This is a genomic window from Herbaspirillum sp. Her3 (genome assembly GCF_057961275.1).
This window is the reverse complement of sequence record NZ_CM176328.1, coordinates 462,186-480,268: the sequence shown is the minus strand read 5'-3', so window position 1 is coordinate 480,268 and position 18,083 is coordinate 462,186. Positions and strand designations below refer to the sequence as shown.

Below are 18,083 nucleotides of genomic sequence, written 5' to 3'. Positions count from 1 at the left end.
GTGGGTAAGTCAAAGTGAGTCAAACCGGATCAGACGGTGACGGGACTTATTCTGGGCAAGATGATTCGATGACGGTAGCGGTGCAATCATTTAGGATTCGTCAAGATGAACTTATCAATCGTTTTTCCGGAGAACACCTGGCATGGATACCTCACAGCGGGTACGCGCGATCATTTCCTTTGTGCAGGCGGCCGATAGCGGCAGCTTTGCCGGTGCCGGCCGGGCGCTGGGTATTTCCTCGGCGGCGGTCAGCCAGAACGTGGCCGGACTGGAGACGGCGCTGGGCGTGCGGCTGATGAACCGCACCACGCGCAGCCTGAACCTGACCGAGGAAGGCAACGCCTTCCTGCGCCAGGCGCGCATTGCCCTGGATGCACTGGACCAGGCCACCGATGTCGTGGTCGCTGCGCGCGCAGCGCCGACCGGCCGTGTCCGCATTTCCACCAGCGCGGCCTTTGGCCGCGAACAGTTGCTGCCGCTGCTGCCCGGCCTGACCAGGCGCTATCCGGCGCTGTCGCTGGAGGTGGATTTCGATGACCGGGTGATCGACCTGGTACAGGACGGCTATGACCTGGCCATCCGGGGTGGACGCATTGCCGATTCCTCACTGGTCTCGCGCACCATCTGCAAGCTGAACCTGGTGCTGGTGGCCAGCCCGGCCTACCTGGAAGCGCGCGGCACGCCGCGCCGACCGCAGGACCTGCACAAGCACGATCTGATCACGCGCAAGTTCCTGGGAGGCAAGGTATCGCCCTGGAATTTCCAGGGCAGCGACGGCAGCATGACGACCTGGAATACCGAACAGGCGCTGCTGACCCTCTCCTCCCCGGAGACGCTCGTGCAAGCGGCGTTGGCCGGCCTGGGCGTGGCCGAGGTGGGGGCCCATCATGCATGGCGCCATCTGCAGCGCGGCGAGTTGAAGATGCTGCTGCCGCGCAGCCATCATCCCGGCCATTACGAGATGTGCCTGCAGTATCCGCATCGTGCGCTGGTGGCCCCACGTGTGCGGGTGGCGGTGGATTATCTGCTGGAAAGTTTCGCGGCCATGGAAGAACTCCACGTGCCGCTGGCCACGCTGCGCAAGTACGCGGCGTGATCGTGGGGACGATTCACTCCTGCTCGATCAGGGCCGTGTAGGGGCCCGGCTGGCGCAACACGTCGAGGTTGCCCGTAATGTGACCGAGCTTGACCAAGCCTTTCGAATAAGAGAAGTCCCGGTAGAACAAGGCGATATTGCCCCAGGGCGCGTAGAAGGCGATGTCCCCGGTATGCGGCGTGTAGCCTTCCGGCTCGCCGCGGATATTGAGCTTGCGGGGCAGTTGGGCGATCTTCTCGGTCTGGTTGTAGTCGGAGAGTTCCAGCGTCAGCGGCAGCTGCGCAGCGAAATCCCGGGCGGCCTGGCCGGCTTCGAGGCGGGCAGTGAGGATGGTGTCGGCAATGGTGATGCGCAGGGTCATGGGCAGGCTCTTGGCAGGAGAACGGGTCTGGGCCAGGGCTTCCATCGGCAACAGGCTTGCCGCAGCAGCCATCAGGAAACCGCTCAGTATCAGGCGCGGCAGGAATGAAGAAGACATAGGCAGCCCGCAGAAAATTTGTCAGCGCCGATTGTCGCCACACCAGCGGTTTCTGATTAGCCCCGGCTCTCTGAATACTGTTATCAGCCCAGCTTATGAATCCTGCCCAGCGTCATCAGCCCGGCTGGCGCGAGCGACCCTCGTAGCGTAGCGCATTGACCACCAGCGAAAACGCTGGCGACGGCTGGCGACGGCTCGGATAGTAGAGGTGATAGCCTTCGAAGACCGGGCACCAGTCCTCCAGCACCCGCACCAGCTGGCCGCTGTCGAGATGGGCTTGCAGCTCATCTTCCGGCAGCAGTACCACGCCAAGTCCGGCCAGGGCCGCGTCGATCTGGGGTGGCACGGTGTTGAAGATGAGTGCGCCATCAACGCGCACGTTGATCTTCTCACCGTCCTTTTCAAAGTCCCACACATAGAGCCCGCCCGAGGAGGGCATGCGCTGGTTGATGCAATCCTGGCCCATCAGATCGTGCGGATGCTGCGGCACCGGATAGCGCGTGAAGTACTCCGGCGCGGCCGCCACCACCATGCGCAGGGGCGGGCCGATGGGTACCGCAATCATGTCGCGGTCGATGGTCTTGCCCCAGCGCACCCCGGCATCGAAGCGGTCCGCCACGATATCGCGCAGGGCGTAGCTCATGTCGAATTCCAGCTTGATGTCGGGATAGTGTTTCAACAGCGGCGCCAGCTTGGGCAGCAGGACGCGCTGGATCATGCCGTCGCCGCAGGTGATGCGCACGGTCCCGCCGGGTTTTTCGCGCAGGGCGGTGAGCGCATCGAGTTCGGCTTCGATCTCGTCGAAGCGGTTGCCGATGGTCTGGATCAGGCGTTCACCTGCTGGTGTGAGCGCGATGCTGCGCGTAGTGCGGGTCAACAGGCGAATTTGCAGGCGCTCTTCCAGGCCACGGATGGCTTGTGAGAGCGCCGATTGCGTCACGCCCAGAGTGGCGGCGGCGCGCGTGAAGCTGCCCTCGCGCGCAACGGTGACGAAGCCCAGCAAGTCGTTGAGATTGCGTTTGATCATGCAGCCACCCTTCCAATGGTGAGCAAGAAAATCAGGTCAGCCTGAAATCGGCCCGATGGAAACAGGACGCGATGCCGGAGGGGGATGGGATTCATTGATTAGTTCTTCTAATAGGGTAATTAAGGATTGATTACCTAGTCAATATGGAGCGGACGGGTGACACTGGTCAGCTTCCACATTCTCCAAGGCAGGCACTGCCAGTGCTGCGTACGCTCAATGGCGTGACGCGGCTGGCAGGGTATTGCCGGCCATCATCATGAGCAGTTCTTCTTCCACGGTATTGCCTCTCGCGTCCGATGCACCTGCGCGCGCCTGCTGGAGCGGCGTCTTCGCCATGACGCTCACGGCCTTTGCGCTGGTGGCCTCGGAATTCATGCCGGTGAGCCTGCTGACGCCCATCGCGCATGATCTCGGGGTCAGCGAAGGGCTGGCCGGGCAGGCCATCTCGGTCTCCGGCGCCTTCGCCGTGCTCACCAGCCTGTCGATTGCACGCCTGGCCGGCAGGCTGCCGCGCAAGACGCTGCTGCTGTGGCTGACGGCACTGATGCTGCTGTCCGGTCCGGTCATTGCGTTCGCACCCAACTATCCCGTCTACATGGCCGGGCGGGTGCTGATCGGCATTGCCATCGGCGGCTTCTGGTCGATGTCGGCCGCCGCAGCCATCCGCCTGGTACCGCCGCACAAGGTGGGGCGCGCACTGGCCATCTTCAATGGCGGCAATGCCCTGGCCACGGTGGTGGCCGCACCGCTGGGCAGCTATCTCGGTGCCGTCATCGGCTGGCGCTGCGCCTTCCTGTGCCTGGCACCGGTGGCCTTGCTGGCACTGCTGTGGCAAGCGGCCAGCCTGCCATCGATGCGCCCTGCGGCGCGTGCAGAGGCCGCACCGCATCCCCTGGCACTGCTCGCCACGCCCCTGGTGGCCTTGGGCATGGCGGGTGTGAGCCTGCTCTTCATGGGCCAGTTCACGCTGTTCACCTATCTGCGTCCCTTCCTGGAAAACGAGACGCGCGTCCAGGTCCAAACCCTGTCGCTGATCCTGCTGCTGATCGGCGTGGCCGGCTTCATCGGCACCACGCTGATCGGGCGGCTGCTGCAGCGTTCGTTCTATGCCACGCTGGTCTTCATCCCGCTGCTGATGGCCATCATCGCGCTGGCACTGGTGGCCTGCGGTCACCACGTGCTGCCGGTGAGCCTGCTGCTGGCGCTATGGGGCCTGACCGCTACGGCTGCGCCCGTGGGCTGGTGGTCGTGGGTGGCCCGTACCCTGCCCGAGGACGCCGAAGCCGGTGGCGGGCTGATGGTCGCGCTGGTGCAACTGGCCATCGGACTGGGATCCACCATGGGCGGCCTGCTGTTCGATCACGGCGGCTATCGATTCAGCTTCTTTGCCAGCGCCGGCGTGCTGTTGGCCGCTGCCTTGCTGGCGGCGCTCACGGCGCGCCAGGATCGCGGGCATTCATCCACCAAGAGGACTTCTCCATGAAAATCATCCGTAACGGCAGCACTCCTTCGGCCAAAGGTCCGGCCTCCTTTTTCACCGGCAACGTGCGCATCGACAGTTTCTTCCAGGGCGAGGAACCGGCGCGTGCAGGCGGCGCCATCGTCACCTTCGAACCCGGTGCCCGCACGGTCTGGCATACCCATCCGCTGGGCCAGACCCTGATCGTCACCCAGGGGGTGGGCTGGACCCAATGCGAAGGCGGCCCGCGTACCGAGATCCGGGCCGGCGACGTGGTGTGGTGCCCGTGCCAGCGCCGTCACTGGCACGGTGCTACCGCCACCACGGCGATGACGCACGTGGCCATCACCGAACTGCTCGATGGCAAGAACGTCGAGTGGATGGAGCCGGTCAGTGATGAGCAATACCTTGGCGGGCCGGTCGTGGCCGATTGAGGCCGCGTTCCCGCAATCGCTCCGACAAAAAAGGGCCGGCACCTCTGATGGCGCCGGCCCGCTTTCACGCACTTCATGGCTGCGTCAGATATCGGCGATCAAGCTGCCATGCTGGCGTTATCGATCACGAAGCGGTACTTGATGTCGCCCTTGAGCATGCGCTCGTAGGCAGTGTTGATCTCCTCGGCACGGATGAGCTCGATGTCGGCGACGATGCCGTGTTCGGCGCAGAAGTCCAGCATTTCCTGGGTCTCGGGGATGCCGCCGATGAGGGAGCCGGCCAGCGAACGGCGCTTCATGATGAGGCTGAAGACGTTTGGCGAGGGATGCGGCGTGGCCGGTGCGCCGACCAGGGTCATGGTGCCTTCGCGCTTCAACAATGCCAGGAAGACATCCAGGTCATGCGGTGCGGCCACGGTATTGAGGATGAAGTCGAAGCTCTTGGCATGCGCAGCCATCTCTTCGGCATTGCGCGAGACCACCACTTCATCGGCGCCCAGGGCCTTGGCATCGGCGCGCTTGGAATCCGAGGTGGTGAAGGCCACCACGTGCGCGCCCATGGCGTGGGCGATCTTGATGCCCATGTGGCCGAGGCCGCCGATGCCGACCACGCCGACCTTCTTGCCGGGACCGGCGCCCCAGTGGCGCAGCGGCGAATAGGTGGTGATGCCGGCGCACAGCAGCGGGGCCACGGCGGCCAGGTCGGCTTCCGGATGGCGCACGTTCAACACATAGCGCTCATGCACCACGATCTGCTGCGAGTAGCCGCCCATGGTCCAGCCGGGGGCGTCGTCGGTCTTGCCGTTGTAGGTGCCGACCATGTTGTCGCAATAGTTTTCCAGGCCTTCTTCGCAGTCCGGGCAACTCTGGCAGCTGTCGACGATACAGCCCACGCCGACCAGATCGCCGACCTTGAACTTGCTGACGTGGTTGCCCACGGCCGCGACACGGCCCACGATCTCGTGGCCGGGAACGCAGGGGTATTGGGTGCCGGCCCATTCGGAACGGACCTGGTGCAGGTCGGAGTGGCAGATGCCGCAATAGGCGATGTCGATCTGCACGTCGTGCGAGCCGGTGGCGCGGCGGGTGATTTCGAGATGTTCGATCGGCTTGTCGGCTGCGTGGGCGCCATAAGCATGTACTTGCATGGGATCTCCTAAAGTAAGCTGGCGATGAAAATTGACAGGCAAAGAGGGTGGGCAGCCTGTCATGAAAATGGGATATTGTGGCGTCCGTCAAACAAGGAAGACAGACCTATTCCGCCACGATTCCTGCCTAAAATTCCAAGACCGGAACGGACACGGGCGAGTCATTCCCGAGACATCCGCCACGGCGCAATGAGACAGTCCGCCTTGCGGACAGAGTGCGTGCCAGCCTGCCGATTCTGCCTCATCATGCGAAGCGGGATTAGCCGGTCCGGGCTTAATTGGTCTATAAGCCGGACTAATTAGTTCCGGCAGCGATGTCATGTCAGACTGGCCGCCTGTAACGCTTCGTGAACATCCTGTGAATGACCCCGCAATGAACGACACCACCGACCTCAAGGTATTGCGCGCCCTGCGTGACTGGCGCCGCGACGGCCGTAGCGCGCTGCTGGCTACCGTGGTCTCGACCTGGGGCTCGTCGCCGCGGCCGGTGGGATCCCAGCTGGCGATCCGTGATGACGGCCGGCTCATCGGGTCGGTCTCCGGCGGCTGCATCGAGGATGACCTCCTGTTCCAGTACCTCAGTCAGCGCCCGGCAGCCTGGGGCCGCGCCGCGGCACCGCAGCAGGTACGCTACGGCATCGATGCCGATGAAGCTCACCGCTTCGGCCTGCCCTGCGGCGGCACACTGGCGCTGCTGCTGGAATTCGATCCGCCGGCCGGCACGCTGGATGCGCTGGTGCAGCAGCTGGAGCATGGCCAGCTGGTCTGCCGCAGCGTGGATTGCCACGACGGCAGCAGCCGCATCGAGGTGAGTGAGTCGCCCGCCGAGCTGGTGTTCGATGGCCACACGCTGCGCCATACCATGGGGCCGGACTACCGCATGCTGTTGATCGGCGCCGGCATGCTGGCCGAATACCTGGCGACGATGGCGCTCTTCAACGGCTTTTCGGTGACCATCTGCGATCCGCGTTCGGAATACCTGGGCAGCTGGTCGGTGGAGGGCGTACGCATCGTCACCGACATGCCCGACGATGCCGTGCTGGCCTTCCGCCCCGATCAGCGCAGCTGCGTCATCGCTCTCACCCACGATCCCAAGCTGGATGACCTCGCACTGCTGGAAGCGGTGGCCAGCCCGGCCTTCTATGTCGGCGCCATCGGCTCGCGCCGCAACAGTGCCGCGCGCAAGGATCGCATGATCACCCACTTCGGACAGACCGAAGAAAGCCTGGCGCGCTTGCGCGGGCCCATCGGGCTCTACATCGGCAGCAAGACACCTGCGGAAATCGCGGTGAGCGTGATGGCCGAGGTACTGGCCGTCAAGAATGGCGTGGCCTTGTCTCCGGTCCATTCCGTGGCAGCCATGAAGACCTCCGGCGTCACACGGTAATCCTCCCTGGTTCTTCCCGTCATGAAAAAAGGACCGCTGCCTGCCAAGGCCAGCGGTCCGAACGGGACTTCATGAAAAACAGGATCAGCGCATCTGCAACACGATGGGATTGCTGCTGGCCGGATTGGTGCGTTCGCGCAGGGTCTTGACGTCTTCCGCCTTGACCGCGCCGCCATGGTTGCCCCAGCTGCTGCGCACGAAGCTGAGTACGTCGGCAATCTCGGCATCGCTCAACTGGCTGCGGAAAGGCGGCATACGGTAGGAATCGGGCACGCCGTCAGCCACCACGCGGGCCGAGCCATTCAGGGTGACGTTGATGGCCGAGGCATCTTCCTTGGCCAGCGAAGAGACCGCACCGGCCAACGGCGGAATCCAGGGTGCACGGCCACGTCCATCGACCGCATGGCAGGCCGCGCACTTGGCCATGTAGGTGCGCGCAGCGGGCGTCTCCAGGCGTTGCGCAGCCAGGGCGGCGGTGGTACTGGCGTCGTACTTCCACGGTTCGCCATCGCGCCCGGGGTCGCCCGGCAACGACTTCAGGTAGCGGGCGATGGCCTGCAGATCCTGGTCGCTCAGGAATTGCGTGGAATTGTTGAAGGCATCGGCCATGGAACCGAACACCACCGCATGCTGGTTGCGGCCGGTCTTGAGGAACTGCACCACCTCCGCCTCGCTCCAGCGGCCGATGCCGGTGTTGAAGTCGCCGCGCAGGCTGGGAGCATACCAGCCATCGAGCAGCGCCCCGGACAGGTACAGCGGGTTGCCGCCGTCGAGTCCCTTCTCGTTCATCGCCACGCCACGCGGCGTATGGCAGCTGCCGCAGTGGCCGGCACCCTGGACCAGATAGGCACCCCGATTCCAGAGTGCATCCCGTTGCGGATCGGGCTGGTAAGGATGCGGGCTGGTGAAGGCCAGATTCCAGAAGGCCAGCGGCCAGCGCATGTTGAGCGGCCAGGGGATCTCGCTTTCCTGGTTGGCCTGCACCACCGGTTTGACGCCATGCATGAAGTAGGCATAGAGCGCGCCCACGTCCTCATCCGACATCTTGGCGTAGGAGGGATAGGGCATGGCCGGATAGAGCCGGTGGCCGTCACGCGCCACACCGTGGCGCAGGGCGCGATCAAACTCGGCCAGGGTGTAGTCGCCGATGCCGCTGCCCCGGTCCGGCGTGATGTTGGTGGCATAGATGGAGCCCAGCGGGGTAGCCATTTCCAGGCCACCGGCGAAGGGCTTGCTCTTGGGCGTACTGTGGCAGGCCACGCAGTCGGCCTGGCGTGCCACATATTCGCCGCGCTGGATCAGTTCGGCCGAGGGCGGCGCTGGTGCCGGTGCCGGTGCGGCATCGAAAGGCGAAGCCGGCGTACGCAGGGCGATCCAGGCCGCGGCCATCACCAGCACCAGGACGATCAGCAGGAAGAGGCGCAGTTTCGCGCTTTTGTTGTAAGTCATGAATGCGTCAGTCCGCCATCAGGCCTTGAAGGTGTAATGCGACAGCGGCATGCTGCGGATGCGCTGGCCCGTGAGGTGCGATACCGCATTGGCCACCGCCGGCGGCACGGCCGGCAGCGGCGGCTCGCCGATGCCGCCCATCTTGGCGCCACTCTCGATGATCTTCACGTGGACCCGTGCCATGCGCTGCGGCGGCAGGATGGGATAGAGATCGTAGTTGCGCGCCACGCGTGCGCCTTCCTTGTAGACCACCTCTTCCAGCAAGACCTGCGACAGGCCCAGCGTGACTGCACCATTGACCTGGGCCTCGACGATAGCCGGATTGACGATGCGGCCAGGATCGATGGCTTCCCAGATGTCGTGCACGCGCACCTGGCCGTTCTCGATGGAGACTTCGGCGATGGCTGCCGTCTCCGTGCCGAAGGCCTTGGCCATGGCGATACCGCGCGCACGGCGCGTGCCGTCGGGCGCTGTGAAGGGACCGCGCTTCCAGCCACCGGAAAGATCGGCGGCCGCACGCAGCAGTGTGGTCAGGCGCTCATTGCCCTGCAGCAGACGCAGGCGCAACTCATAGGGATCCTGGCCACCCTTGTCGGCGATCTCGTCGAGGAAGGCTTCGTAGAAAAAGTCATTCATCGAATTGCCGACCGAACGCCAATACCCAAGGATGGGCGGATTCTTCACGAAACGCTGGCCGATGCGCTTGTGGGCAAACTGATAGGACTTGCCGGCCAGCCCTTCCAGCGCGGTCGGGTCGATCTTGTTGCGCTTGTTGGCAATCGATTCGGTCGGACCTTCGGTGGCGCTGATGGCTTCGATGGCGATGGGGAAACCCTTGTCATCCAGGCCGGCGCGGAACTGCACCACTGCCATCGGACGCATGGTGTCGCGGGAGAATTCCTCCTCGCGGCTCCAGATCACCTTGACCGGCCGGCCCACGGCCTTGGCCAGCTGGATCGCCTGCGGGAACACCATGGCCGTCTCGTAGAGGAAGTGACGGCCGAAGAAGCCGCCCAGCAGCGGCGAATGGATGATGATCTTTTCCGGAGCCAGTCCGGTCTGCTTGGCGATGGCACCCTGGAACATCTCCGGTGCCTGGTTGGGTATCCACATCTCCAGCGTGCCATCGGCATTGAAGCGGGCTGTGGCCGAGGGTGGCTCCAGTTGCGCGTGATTCAGGTACTGGCTGCGGTAGCTGGCTTGCACCACGGTCTTGGCGCTGGCCAGGGCCTTGGCCACGTCGCCTTCGTTCTCGGACTCATCCACCGTGGCGGTGGACCTGGCCAGCTGGTCGGCGAAGCCCTCGGTGGAAAAGTCGGCCGGCACGTAGCGGCGATCCGGTGCCGGACCGGGGTCACTCCAGTCGACCTGCAGCGCTTCGACGGCGCGTTTCGCATTCCACCAGCGCTCGGCCACCACGGCCACCGCGCCGGGCAGGCGATGCACCGAATGCACGCCGGCCATCTTGCGCACCTCGGCTTCATTGCGGATGCTGCCCACGTCCAGGCCCAGGCGGGGCGCGTGTTGCACGGCGGCCTGCAGCATGTTCTCCACCTGCGTATCGATACCGTACTGCGCGCGGCCGGTGGATTTGTCGAGCACATCCAATCGCGCCAGGGGCTTGCCGATCCAGCGGAACTGGCTGTCGTCCTTGAGCTTGATGGTCTCCAGCGGTGGATTGGGCAAGTCCAGCGCCTTGGGGGCGAGCTCGCCATAACGCATCGAGCGGCCGCTGGCGGCATGCAGTACGCGGCCGGGCTCGGTGGAGAGGCTCGCCAGCGGCACCTGCCATTGGTTGGCGGCAGCCTGCATCAGCAGATGGCGCGCCAGGGCACCCACGCGGCGCATGGTCGGATAGCTGGTGCGCACCGACATGCTGCCGCCGGTAATGCGAATGCCGATGTCCATCACCTTGTACTGGTCATTGGCGGGCGCGTTGTGGACCACGAAACGGGCCGGATCGGCATCCAGCTCTTCGCCCACGATCTGCGCCATGGCCGTGAAGATGCCCTGCCCGCCTTCGACGAAGGGGCTTTGCAGGTGGATGCTGTCGTCGGGACGGATTTCGAGGAAGGCGGGCACCCTGGTTCCCGGTGCGGCCGGTGCCGCATTGGCCTGGGCGCGGGCGGTGCCGGCCGGCAGTGCGAAGCCGACCACCAGCGAACCGGCGGCGGTGCCGGCCGAGGCCAGCAGGAAGCGGCGGCGCGAGACGTTGACCGGCTCGCCCTCGGGCAACAGTTCGTGCAGGGGCAGATCGTGCGGTTGGTTCATGCTTGCTCCTTGCCGGCCTTGGCTTTCTGGGTCTTGCTCCACTGGATCGCAGCCACCGCGCCCACGCCGACTAAGGCGGCAGCAGCGACGGCGCTCTGGTTGAGGCCACCGGAAGCGGCAGGTGCCGCAGGCGCCGTAGCGGTGGGCGCAGCGGGGGTGGCGGTTGCGCCCGACAGGTCATGCATGGCCGCCTTGATGGCGTTGTAGGTACCGCAGCGGCAGAGGTTGACCATCGCGGCGGCGACCTGTTCGTCGCTGGGCTGGGCCACCTGCTTCAGGAGGGCCGTGGCGGCCATCACTTGGCCGGACTGGCAATAGCCGCATTGCGGCACCTGGTGTTTGACCCAGGCATCGACCACTTTCTGGCCGACCGGATCGGCGGTGACCGCTTCTATCGTGGTGACCTTGCGCCCGGCCATGGCGCCCACCGGCATGACGCAGGAGCGCAGCACCTCGCCGTCGACCATCACTGAACAGGCACCACATTGGGCCAGGCCGCAGCCGTACTTGGTCCCGGTCATGCCGAGTTCGTCGCGGATCACCCACAGCAGGGGCGTTTCGGCATCGGAGGTGATCTGGTAAGTCTTGTCGTTGATCTGGAGTTCCATGGTTCCTGCCATCGGGGTTGAGAACGCAAGCCAGCGCGGACGGGCGCTCTGGAGGGATGTGAAGGACGCAGCAAGGCGACACTAAAAGTAATCCCGGCATGATGGCGCATCATGCCGGGACTGATTAGCCGAGCTGGACTTAAAGGGGATATTAGACGAGCTAATGAATCTCGTCCGGAGGTGAAGGAAAACGCCGGGGAACAGGGGGCGGCCGAACGCCCGGGCGCAACAGCGCGAAGTCCGTTTCGATCCGGCTAACCGATGTCGGGCAGCTTGCGGGGCCGTCCGCCCTTCTTGCCGTTTTCGCGTACCGCCAGGACCTTGGCCTCGCTGCTGCGGCTGCCGTTGCGCGCGGCGGCAACTGTCATGGCCAGCTTCATCAGCGAGGGGCTGGCGGCGACCAGTCCGGCAATGGATACGTGCAGGTCGCGCTCTTCAAGGCATAGCGCGCTGCCGGCGTAACCGATCTCGAGGCGCCCCAGTTCGGCGGTGCTCAGCGTGGTGAACTCCGGGTAGTTGTCGATGGGCAGGAGGATGGCGGTCCTGTCGGCAAATACCACGGCAATGGCTTCAAGGGCCGGCAGATACCTCACCTGAATGGCTTGCGCGTCGGCGCCGCGCCGCTGGCGGCCCAACGTCATGGCCTGATCCAGAACCTCATCGGTGACGGGCGGATTGTCGCGTTTCTTTGCTTTGATTGTCATAGCTCGATCTCCACGGGGTTGGCTTGCCCCACAAGTTGCAATATCGTCCTGTCACACCACGGCTCGTAGACAGCCCCGAGGATGGCGAAGGTATTTCTTCGAAATACGCTGAGACTGACGACCTCTTCCCGGCCCGGGTCCCAATGCTGGTTATCAACGCAGACAGAGTGCCGGCTCAGCCACCATCGCTGGCGTGCCAGCCGCAGATTGCCCGGCTGCTCGATTACTTCCCTCAACTCTTCCAGCAGGGCAGCACCTGGACCATGCCGTATCGGTTTTACATCCCACAGCCCCACGCCGTTATGCCAGAAACTGAAGCGAAAACGGGCATCCCAGCGGTCGTTACCCACATGGACGTGCGGCGGACAGTGCTCGTCACGGGTGAAAATCGAAACGACGAATCCTCGATGAGAGCAGATTTTCATAAACCTAACCGTTAGGTTATTGTATTGGAGACCCCAATGCAAGTCCTGCGCAAGGCCAGGCGGCGCGGGAGCCGGCACTAGTACGGAAAGCAACAGATGAATGCGAGGGAGCGGACACGGCACCGCGTTCAGCGATGACGTGTTCCAAGGAGGCTAAGGAGGGGAGGGAAAGATGTCAGCGGCAAGGGGAAGATAGCGCCGCCTTCTTCAATTTTTTCAATGCATTCACACGGCGCGCACGACCATCAATCCCGCACCCCCAGCCGATACACCGTAGTCTGCCGGTACACCTGCCCCGGCCGCAGGATGACGGCCTCGCGCAATGGGGTGTTGACCTGATCGGGATAGGACTGCGCTTCGAGGCAGAAACCGTCATGGATGGCATACGGCTGCTCGCCCCGGCCCTGCACGCCGGAGAGGAAATTGCCGCTGTAGAACTGCAGCCCGGTCTCGGTGGTGGAGACACGCAGTTCGCGCCCCGAGCCCGGTTCGTAGACACTGGCCACCTCGCGCAGGGCCTGTGCCACGCGGCTCTCGCCCGGAACGGCTTCGTGTTCGCTGCGCAGGCAGTAGCAGTGGTCGAAGCCGCCGGCCAGTTTCAGTTGCGGATCGGGCCAATCCAGGCGCGGGCCGATGGGTGCCGGCTGGCGGAAATCGAAGGGACTGCCGGCAACGTCGGCGCGGCCTTCGGGGATCAGCTTGGCATCGACCTGCAGGTAAGCGTCGGCCTCGATGGCGATGATGTGATCGCGGATATCGCCGGCGCCGCCATTGAGGTTGAAGTAGGCATGCGAGGTCAGGTTGATGGGCGTGGCCGCATCGCTGGTGGCGGTGTAGTCGATGCGTAGCTGGCCCTCGTCATCCAGCCGGTACAGCACCGATGCCATCACCGTGCCGGGAAAGCCCGCCTGCCCCGCCGGGGAGACCAGCATCAGGCGCAGCCCCTCGGGATCGGGCTGCACGAGCCAGCGCTGGGCATGGAAACCTTCGCGGCCGCCATGCAGGTGATTGTCGCCTTCGTTGCAATCGACCTGATGGGCCACGCCGTCGAGTTCGAAACGCCCCCCGGCGATGCGGTTGCCCCAGCGCCCGACGATGGCGCCGAAATACGCCGGGTTGTGCTGGTACTGTTCCACCCTGCCGAAGCCCAGCAGGACGTCGGCCTCGCGGCCATAGCGGTCAGGGGCCCACCAGTTGACCATGGTGGCGCCGAGGTCGCTGATGGTCACGCGCATGCCGGTATGGTTGCGCAGGGTGTAGAGACGGATGCCGTCGACAGAAGTGGTGTGGGAGAGAGTGAAGTGCGTCATTTTATCGAGGTAAGGAGGGAGGGCCCTGCGGTTTTTTTCTTGGATCGGACGGTGGCGGCGGATGTTGCGGGCGGTGCGGCCGAGCGCTCCAGCCCGGCGATGAATTGTTCCTGATACTCCCGGGGCGTGCAGCCCAGTTCGCGTTTGAACACGGCGTGCAGGTATTGCACCGTGGTAAAGCCGCAGCTCACGGCGATATCGGCGGCATGGCTGCCGGCCTGCTCCAGCATGCGCTTGGCGGCCTCCAGCTTGAAGCGCAGGATCTCGTCATGGACGCTGCGGCCCAGCTCGCGGCGGAAATACCATTCCAGCGAGGAACGCGATATGCCCACGTAGTCGGCCACCTGGTCGGTCTTGATGCCCTGGCAGGCGTACTGGCGGATGAAGTGCAGTGCCTGCATCACGTGCGGATGGTTGCGCACCTCATGGCGGCTGGAGGCCAACACGTTGATACCCACCGGCGGCACCATGATGCGCGTGTCCGGAAAGCGCGCGCCATGCAGCATCTGGTGCAGCAGGTGGGCGGCAGTGCGGCCCATCTCGACGCTACCCTGGATCACCGAACTCAGGGGGATGCGCGTCAGTACCCGCGCCAGCGGGTCATTGTCGATCCCGATCAGGGCCACCTGTTCCGGCACGGCAATACCGGCGAACAGACATGCCTGCAGCAACTGGCGCGCCCGCGCATCGGTCACCGCGATGATGCCCACCGGCTTGGGCAGGCTGCGCACCCAGGCGATCTGCTGCTCCACGGCGGTATCCCAGGACTGCGCGCTGGTGCCCACGCCGCGATAGATGTGGCCGGTGATGCCGTCAGCCCCGGTGAGGTCGGTGAAGATGCGCTCGCGCTCCTGCGCCCAGCGGTTGCAGGGCGATTCGGGCAAGCTGAACAGGGCGAAATGCTGCAGGCCGGCTTCGATCAGATGGTCATAGGCCAGCTTGACCATCTTGTAGTTGTCGGTGGCCACGTAGGGCCGGCTGGCCGGGTATTGCGAGGGGTCGGCATAGGAGCCGCCGATGGCCACCACCGGCAGCTGCACGCCTTCCAGCGCGGCCGTGGTGACCGGATCATCGAAGTCGGCAATGATGCCATGCCCGGCCCAGCGCTCGATGCCTTGCGGACGGCAGCGGAAGTCCTCCTCCAGATACAGGTCCCAGGAGGCGCGGGTACTGCTGAGGTATTCGCCGATGCCGGAAATGATTTCCCGGTCGAAAATCTTGTTGCCGTTGAAGAGCAACGCAATCCGGTGCACCGTGGGAGCTTTTGCCACGCTCTGTCTCCTGTCTGGCGGCGTCGCAAGCGCGCCGTTTTTTATCGGGTGAGGAATTGTAGCGAGCCATCGTCACAAAGGCCGATATGTGCTCCTGCAACAAAAAGAATCACTACGCCGTTTGGTGAATTTCGTAATTGTAGAGGGGATTCGCACGGGGCTAGTATCCCCCTCGCACCATCATGCGGCGTGACCCCATCCTGACAAGCTCGGCCCCACGCGCCCCCGGAAGAGATTGCCCCAAAACGGGCCACCGATTCCACCCGGTCATGCCGCTTCAAAAATCATAATCAATTCAAATTCAATTCAATCGGAGACTGGACTATGAAGGCAATGCTGAAGAAGACCGTATTGGCGCTGATGACCGTGACCACCCTGTCCATGGTGGCCGGCAGTGCCATGGCCGACGCCAAGAACCCCAAGATCGGTTTTTCCATCGATGACCTGCGCGTGGAGCGCTGGGCGCGCGACCGCGACTTCTTCACCGCCGCCGCCGAAAAGCTGGGCGCCAAGGTCTACGTGCAATCGGCCGATGCCAGCGAGCAACGCCAGATTTCGCAGATCGAGAACCTGATCTCGCGCGGCGTGGACGTGATCGTGATCGTCCCCTTCAACGCCACGGTGCTGACCAACACCATCAAGGAAGCCAAGAAGGCCGGCATCAAGGTGCTCTCCTATGACCGCCTGATCCTCAACGCCGACGTCGATGCCTACATCTCCTTCGACAATGAGAAGGTCGGTGAAATGCAGGCCGAAGGCATCCTGAAGGTCAAGAACAAGGGCAACTTCTTCCTCCTGGGCGGCTCGCCCACCGACAACAACGCCAAGATGTTCCGCGAAGGCCAGATGAAGGCCCTGAAGCCCTACATCGACAAGGGCGACATCAAGATCGTCGGCCAGCAATGGGTCAAGGAATGGAACCCGACCGAGGCCCTGTCCATCGTCGAGAATGCGCTGACGGCCAACAACAACAAGATCGATGCCATCGTGGCCTCCAACGACGGCACTGCGGGTGGCGCGATCCAGGCCCTGGCCGCGCAGAAGCTGGCGGGTAAAGTGCCGGTCTCGGGCCAGGATGCCGACCTGGCGGCCGTCAAGCGCGTAGTGGCAGGCACCCAGACCATGACCGTCTACAAGCCGCTCAAGCAGATCGCCACCGAAGCTGCCAAGCTGTCCGTGGAACTGGCCCGCAACGAGAAGCCGACCTACAACGCCCAGTATGACAACGGCTTCAAGAAGGTCGACAGCCTGCTCCTGAAACCCATCCTGCTGACCAAGGAAAACGTCAAGGTCCTGGTCGATGATGGCTTCTACACCCAGGCCCAGATCGACGGCCGCTGATCCCTGAGTCAAGCATGCCGGCTGCAGCATCCCCCGAGGCAGCCGGCATCGCCGTCTGTGCCGCCCTGCGGCGCAGACCCTGCAGACTGACTGGAAAGAACAGGCATGTCCGAGTATCTGTTAGAAATGAAAGGCATCGTCAAGAGCTTTGGCGGTGTGCGTGCCCTCGATGGCATCGACATCAAGATCCGGCCCGGTGAATGCGTGGGCCTGTGCGGTGAAAACGGCGCGGGCAAATCGACGCTGATGAAGATCCTCTCCGGGGTCTATCCCCACGGCACCTGGGACGGCGAGATCCTGTGGGACGGCAAGCCGTTGCAGGCCCATTCGGTGCGCGATACCGAAGCCGCCGGCATCGTCATCATCCACCAGGAACTGATGCTGGTGCCCGAGCTGTCGGTGGCCGAGAACATCTTCATGGGCCACGAGATCACCCTGCCGGGCGGGCGCATGAACTACCCGGCCATGTATCGCCGCGCCGAAGAACTGATGCGCGAGCTCAACATGCCCGACATCAACGTGGCCCTGCCGGTCTCGCAATACGGCGGCGGCCACCAGCAACTGGTGGAGATCGCCAAGGCGCTCAACAAGGATGCGCGCCTCTTGATCCTGGATGAACCGTCGTCGTCGCTCACCGCCTCCGAAATCGCGGTGCTGTTGAAGATCATCAAGGATTTGAAGGCCCGTGGCGTCGCCTGCGTCTACATCTCCCACAAGCTCGACGAAGTGGCCGATATCTGCGACACCATCTCGGTGATCCGCGACGGCAAGCACATCGCCACTACCCCCATGCAGGAGATGGACGTGGACAAGATCATCACGCAGATGGTCGGCCGCGAAATCACCGCCATGTATCCCGAGCGCAATCACGCCATCGGCGAGGTGGTGCTGGAAGCCCGCCACATCACCTGCTACGACATCGACAATCCACGCCGCAAGCGGGTCGATGACGTCTCCTTCTCGGTGCGCCGGGGTGAGATCCTGGGCATTGCCGGGCTGGTCGGTGCGGGCCGTACCGAACTGGTGTCGGCCATCTTCGGCGCCTATCGCGGCCGCTATGAAGGGCAGGTGCTGCTGGAGGGCAAGCCGGCCGATACCGGCTCGCCCCTGAAGTCGATCCGCCAGGGCCTGTGCATGGTGCCGGAAGACCGCAAGCACCACGGCATCGTGCCTGACCTGGACGTGGGCCAGAACATCACGCTGACGGTGTTGAACCGCTTCTCGCGTGGCACCCGCATCGACAGCAGTGCCGAACTGAAGACCATCCAGGGCGAGATCAGCCGCCTGCGCGTCAAGACGGCTACCCCCTTCCTGCCCATCACGGGGTTGTCGGGCGGCAACCAGCAAAAGGCGGTGCTCGCCAAGATGCTGCTGGCCCAGCCCAAGGTGTTGATCCTGGACGAACCGACGCGCGGCGTGGACGTGGGTGCCAAGGCCGAGATCTATCGGCTCATCTCGGAACTGGCCAAGGCCGGTCTGGCCATCATCATGGTCTCGTCCGAACTGGCCGAAGTACTGGGCGTGTCGGACCGCGTGCTGGTGATCGGTGAAGGCAAACTGCGCGGCGACTTCATCAACGACAACCTGAGCCAGGAAACCGTGCTGGCCGCCGCCATCAACCAGCCTGTCCCGCAAGCGTCCCCACGCGCGGTGGCGGTCTGAACAATCACAAGGT

At 64.1% G+C, this 18,083-nt stretch carries 16 protein-coding genes; 6 read left to right on the top strand and 10 right to left on the bottom strand.

Features of this window, described 5'->3' with window-relative positions:
- Window positions 1-142 precede the first annotated feature (142 nt).
- A complete protein-coding gene (locus ACVC5H_RS02190) occupies window positions 143-1,096 on the top strand; it encodes a LysR family transcriptional regulator (RefSeq protein WP_489620788.1) in 954 nt (317 codons plus the stop codon).
- Window positions 1,097-1,109: 13 nt separating this feature from the next.
- Here the strand turns inward: ACVC5H_RS02190 and ACVC5H_RS02185 are convergent, their stop codons facing one another.
- Both ACVC5H_RS02185 and ACVC5H_RS02180 read right to left on the bottom strand, forming a co-directional pair.
- Window positions 1,110-1,574 carry a cyclophilin-like fold protein gene (locus tag ACVC5H_RS02185; RefSeq protein WP_489620787.1) on the bottom strand — a complete coding sequence of 155 codons (465 nt, stop codon included), beginning with the start codon at window positions 1,572-1,574 and terminating at the stop codon, window positions 1,110-1,112.
- 115 nt (window positions 1,575-1,689) lie between these two features.
- A complete protein-coding gene (locus ACVC5H_RS02180; RefSeq protein ID WP_489620786.1) occupies window positions 1,690-2,601 on the bottom strand; it encodes a LysR family transcriptional regulator in 912 nt (303 codons plus the stop codon).
- Between the two features lie 256 nt (window positions 2,602-2,857).
- On the opposite strand from ACVC5H_RS02180, the gene ACVC5H_RS02175 reads away from it, so the two are divergent.
- Entirely contained in the window at window positions 2,858-4,084 is a 1,227-nt protein-coding gene (locus ACVC5H_RS02175; RefSeq protein ID WP_489620785.1) for an MFS transporter, read from the top strand.
- Entirely contained in the window at window positions 4,081-4,494 is a 414-nt protein-coding gene (locus ACVC5H_RS02170) for a (R)-mandelonitrile lyase (RefSeq protein ID WP_489620784.1), read from the top strand. The genes ACVC5H_RS02175 and ACVC5H_RS02170 overlap by 4 nt, the downstream gene beginning before the upstream one ends.
- A gap of 98 nt (window positions 4,495-4,592) precedes the next feature.
- Here the strand turns inward: ACVC5H_RS02170 and ACVC5H_RS02165 are convergent, their stop codons facing one another.
- A complete protein-coding gene (locus ACVC5H_RS02165; RefSeq protein WP_489620783.1) occupies window positions 4,593-5,642 on the bottom strand; it encodes an NAD(P)-dependent alcohol dehydrogenase in 1,050 nt (349 codons plus the stop codon).
- 373 nt (window positions 5,643-6,015) lie between these two features.
- Here ACVC5H_RS02165 and ACVC5H_RS02160 point away from each other — a divergent pair, with 373 nt between their 5' ends.
- Window positions 6,016-7,029 (top strand): XdhC family protein, encoded by a 1,014-nt coding sequence (locus tag ACVC5H_RS02160; protein WP_489620782.1) that lies wholly within the window; start codon window positions 6,016-6,018, stop codon window positions 7,027-7,029.
- 84 nt (window positions 7,030-7,113) lie between these two features.
- Here the strand turns inward: ACVC5H_RS02160 and ACVC5H_RS02155 are convergent, their stop codons facing one another.
- The 7 genes from ACVC5H_RS02155 to ACVC5H_RS02125 all read right to left on the bottom strand — a co-directional run bounded on the left by ACVC5H_RS02155 (window position 7,114) and on the right by ACVC5H_RS02125 (window position 15,067).
- Window positions 7,114-8,478: a c-type cytochrome gene (locus ACVC5H_RS02155; protein WP_489620781.1), complete on the bottom strand. Its 1,365-nt coding sequence runs from the start codon at window positions 8,476-8,478 to the stop codon at window positions 7,114-7,116.
- Window positions 8,479-8,496: 18 nt separating this feature from the next.
- Window positions 8,497-10,749, bottom strand: coding sequence for a xanthine dehydrogenase family protein molybdopterin-binding subunit (locus ACVC5H_RS02150; RefSeq protein ID WP_489620780.1), 2,253 nt, complete (start codon window positions 10,747-10,749; stop codon window positions 8,497-8,499).
- Window positions 10,746-11,357, bottom strand: coding sequence for a (2Fe-2S)-binding protein (locus ACVC5H_RS02145; RefSeq protein ID WP_489620779.1), 612 nt, complete (start codon window positions 11,355-11,357; stop codon window positions 10,746-10,748). The genes ACVC5H_RS02150 and ACVC5H_RS02145 overlap by 4 nt, the downstream gene beginning before the upstream one ends.
- 254 nt (window positions 11,358-11,611) lie before the next feature.
- Window positions 11,612-12,061 carry a DUF2442 domain-containing protein gene (locus ACVC5H_RS02140; RefSeq protein ID WP_489620778.1) on the bottom strand — a complete coding sequence of 150 codons (450 nt, stop codon included), beginning with the start codon at window positions 12,059-12,061 and terminating at the stop codon, window positions 11,612-11,614.
- Window positions 12,058-12,486, bottom strand: coding sequence for a DUF4160 domain-containing protein (locus tag ACVC5H_RS02135; protein ID WP_489620777.1), 429 nt, complete (start codon window positions 12,484-12,486; stop codon window positions 12,058-12,060). The genes ACVC5H_RS02140 and ACVC5H_RS02135 overlap by 4 nt, the downstream gene beginning before the upstream one ends.
- Window positions 12,487-12,731: 245 nt before the next feature.
- The gene (locus ACVC5H_RS02130; RefSeq protein WP_489620776.1) at window positions 12,732-13,796 is read right to left on the bottom strand and encodes an aldose epimerase family protein; all 1,065 of its coding nucleotides are present in this window, start codon (window positions 13,794-13,796) and stop codon (window positions 12,732-12,734) included.
- Window positions 13,793-15,067, bottom strand: a complete 1,275-nt coding sequence (locus tag ACVC5H_RS02125) for a XylR family transcriptional regulator (RefSeq protein WP_489620775.1) — start codon at window positions 15,065-15,067, stop codon at window positions 13,793-13,795. The genes ACVC5H_RS02130 and ACVC5H_RS02125 overlap by 4 nt, the downstream gene beginning before the upstream one ends.
- A gap of 360 nt (window positions 15,068-15,427) precedes the next feature.
- On the opposite strand from ACVC5H_RS02125, the gene xylF reads away from it, so the two are divergent.
- A complete protein-coding gene (xylF, locus tag ACVC5H_RS02120) occupies window positions 15,428-16,408 on the top strand; it encodes a D-xylose ABC transporter substrate-binding protein (RefSeq protein ID WP_374726462.1) in 981 nt (326 codons plus the stop codon).
- A 105-nt stretch (window positions 16,409-16,513) separates the two neighbouring features.
- The gene (gene xylG / locus ACVC5H_RS02115) at window positions 16,514-18,070 is read left to right on the top strand and encodes a D-xylose ABC transporter ATP-binding protein (protein ID WP_489620774.1); all 1,557 of its coding nucleotides are present in this window, start codon (window positions 16,514-16,516) and stop codon (window positions 18,068-18,070) included.
- Window positions 18,071-18,083 lie beyond the last annotated feature (13 nt).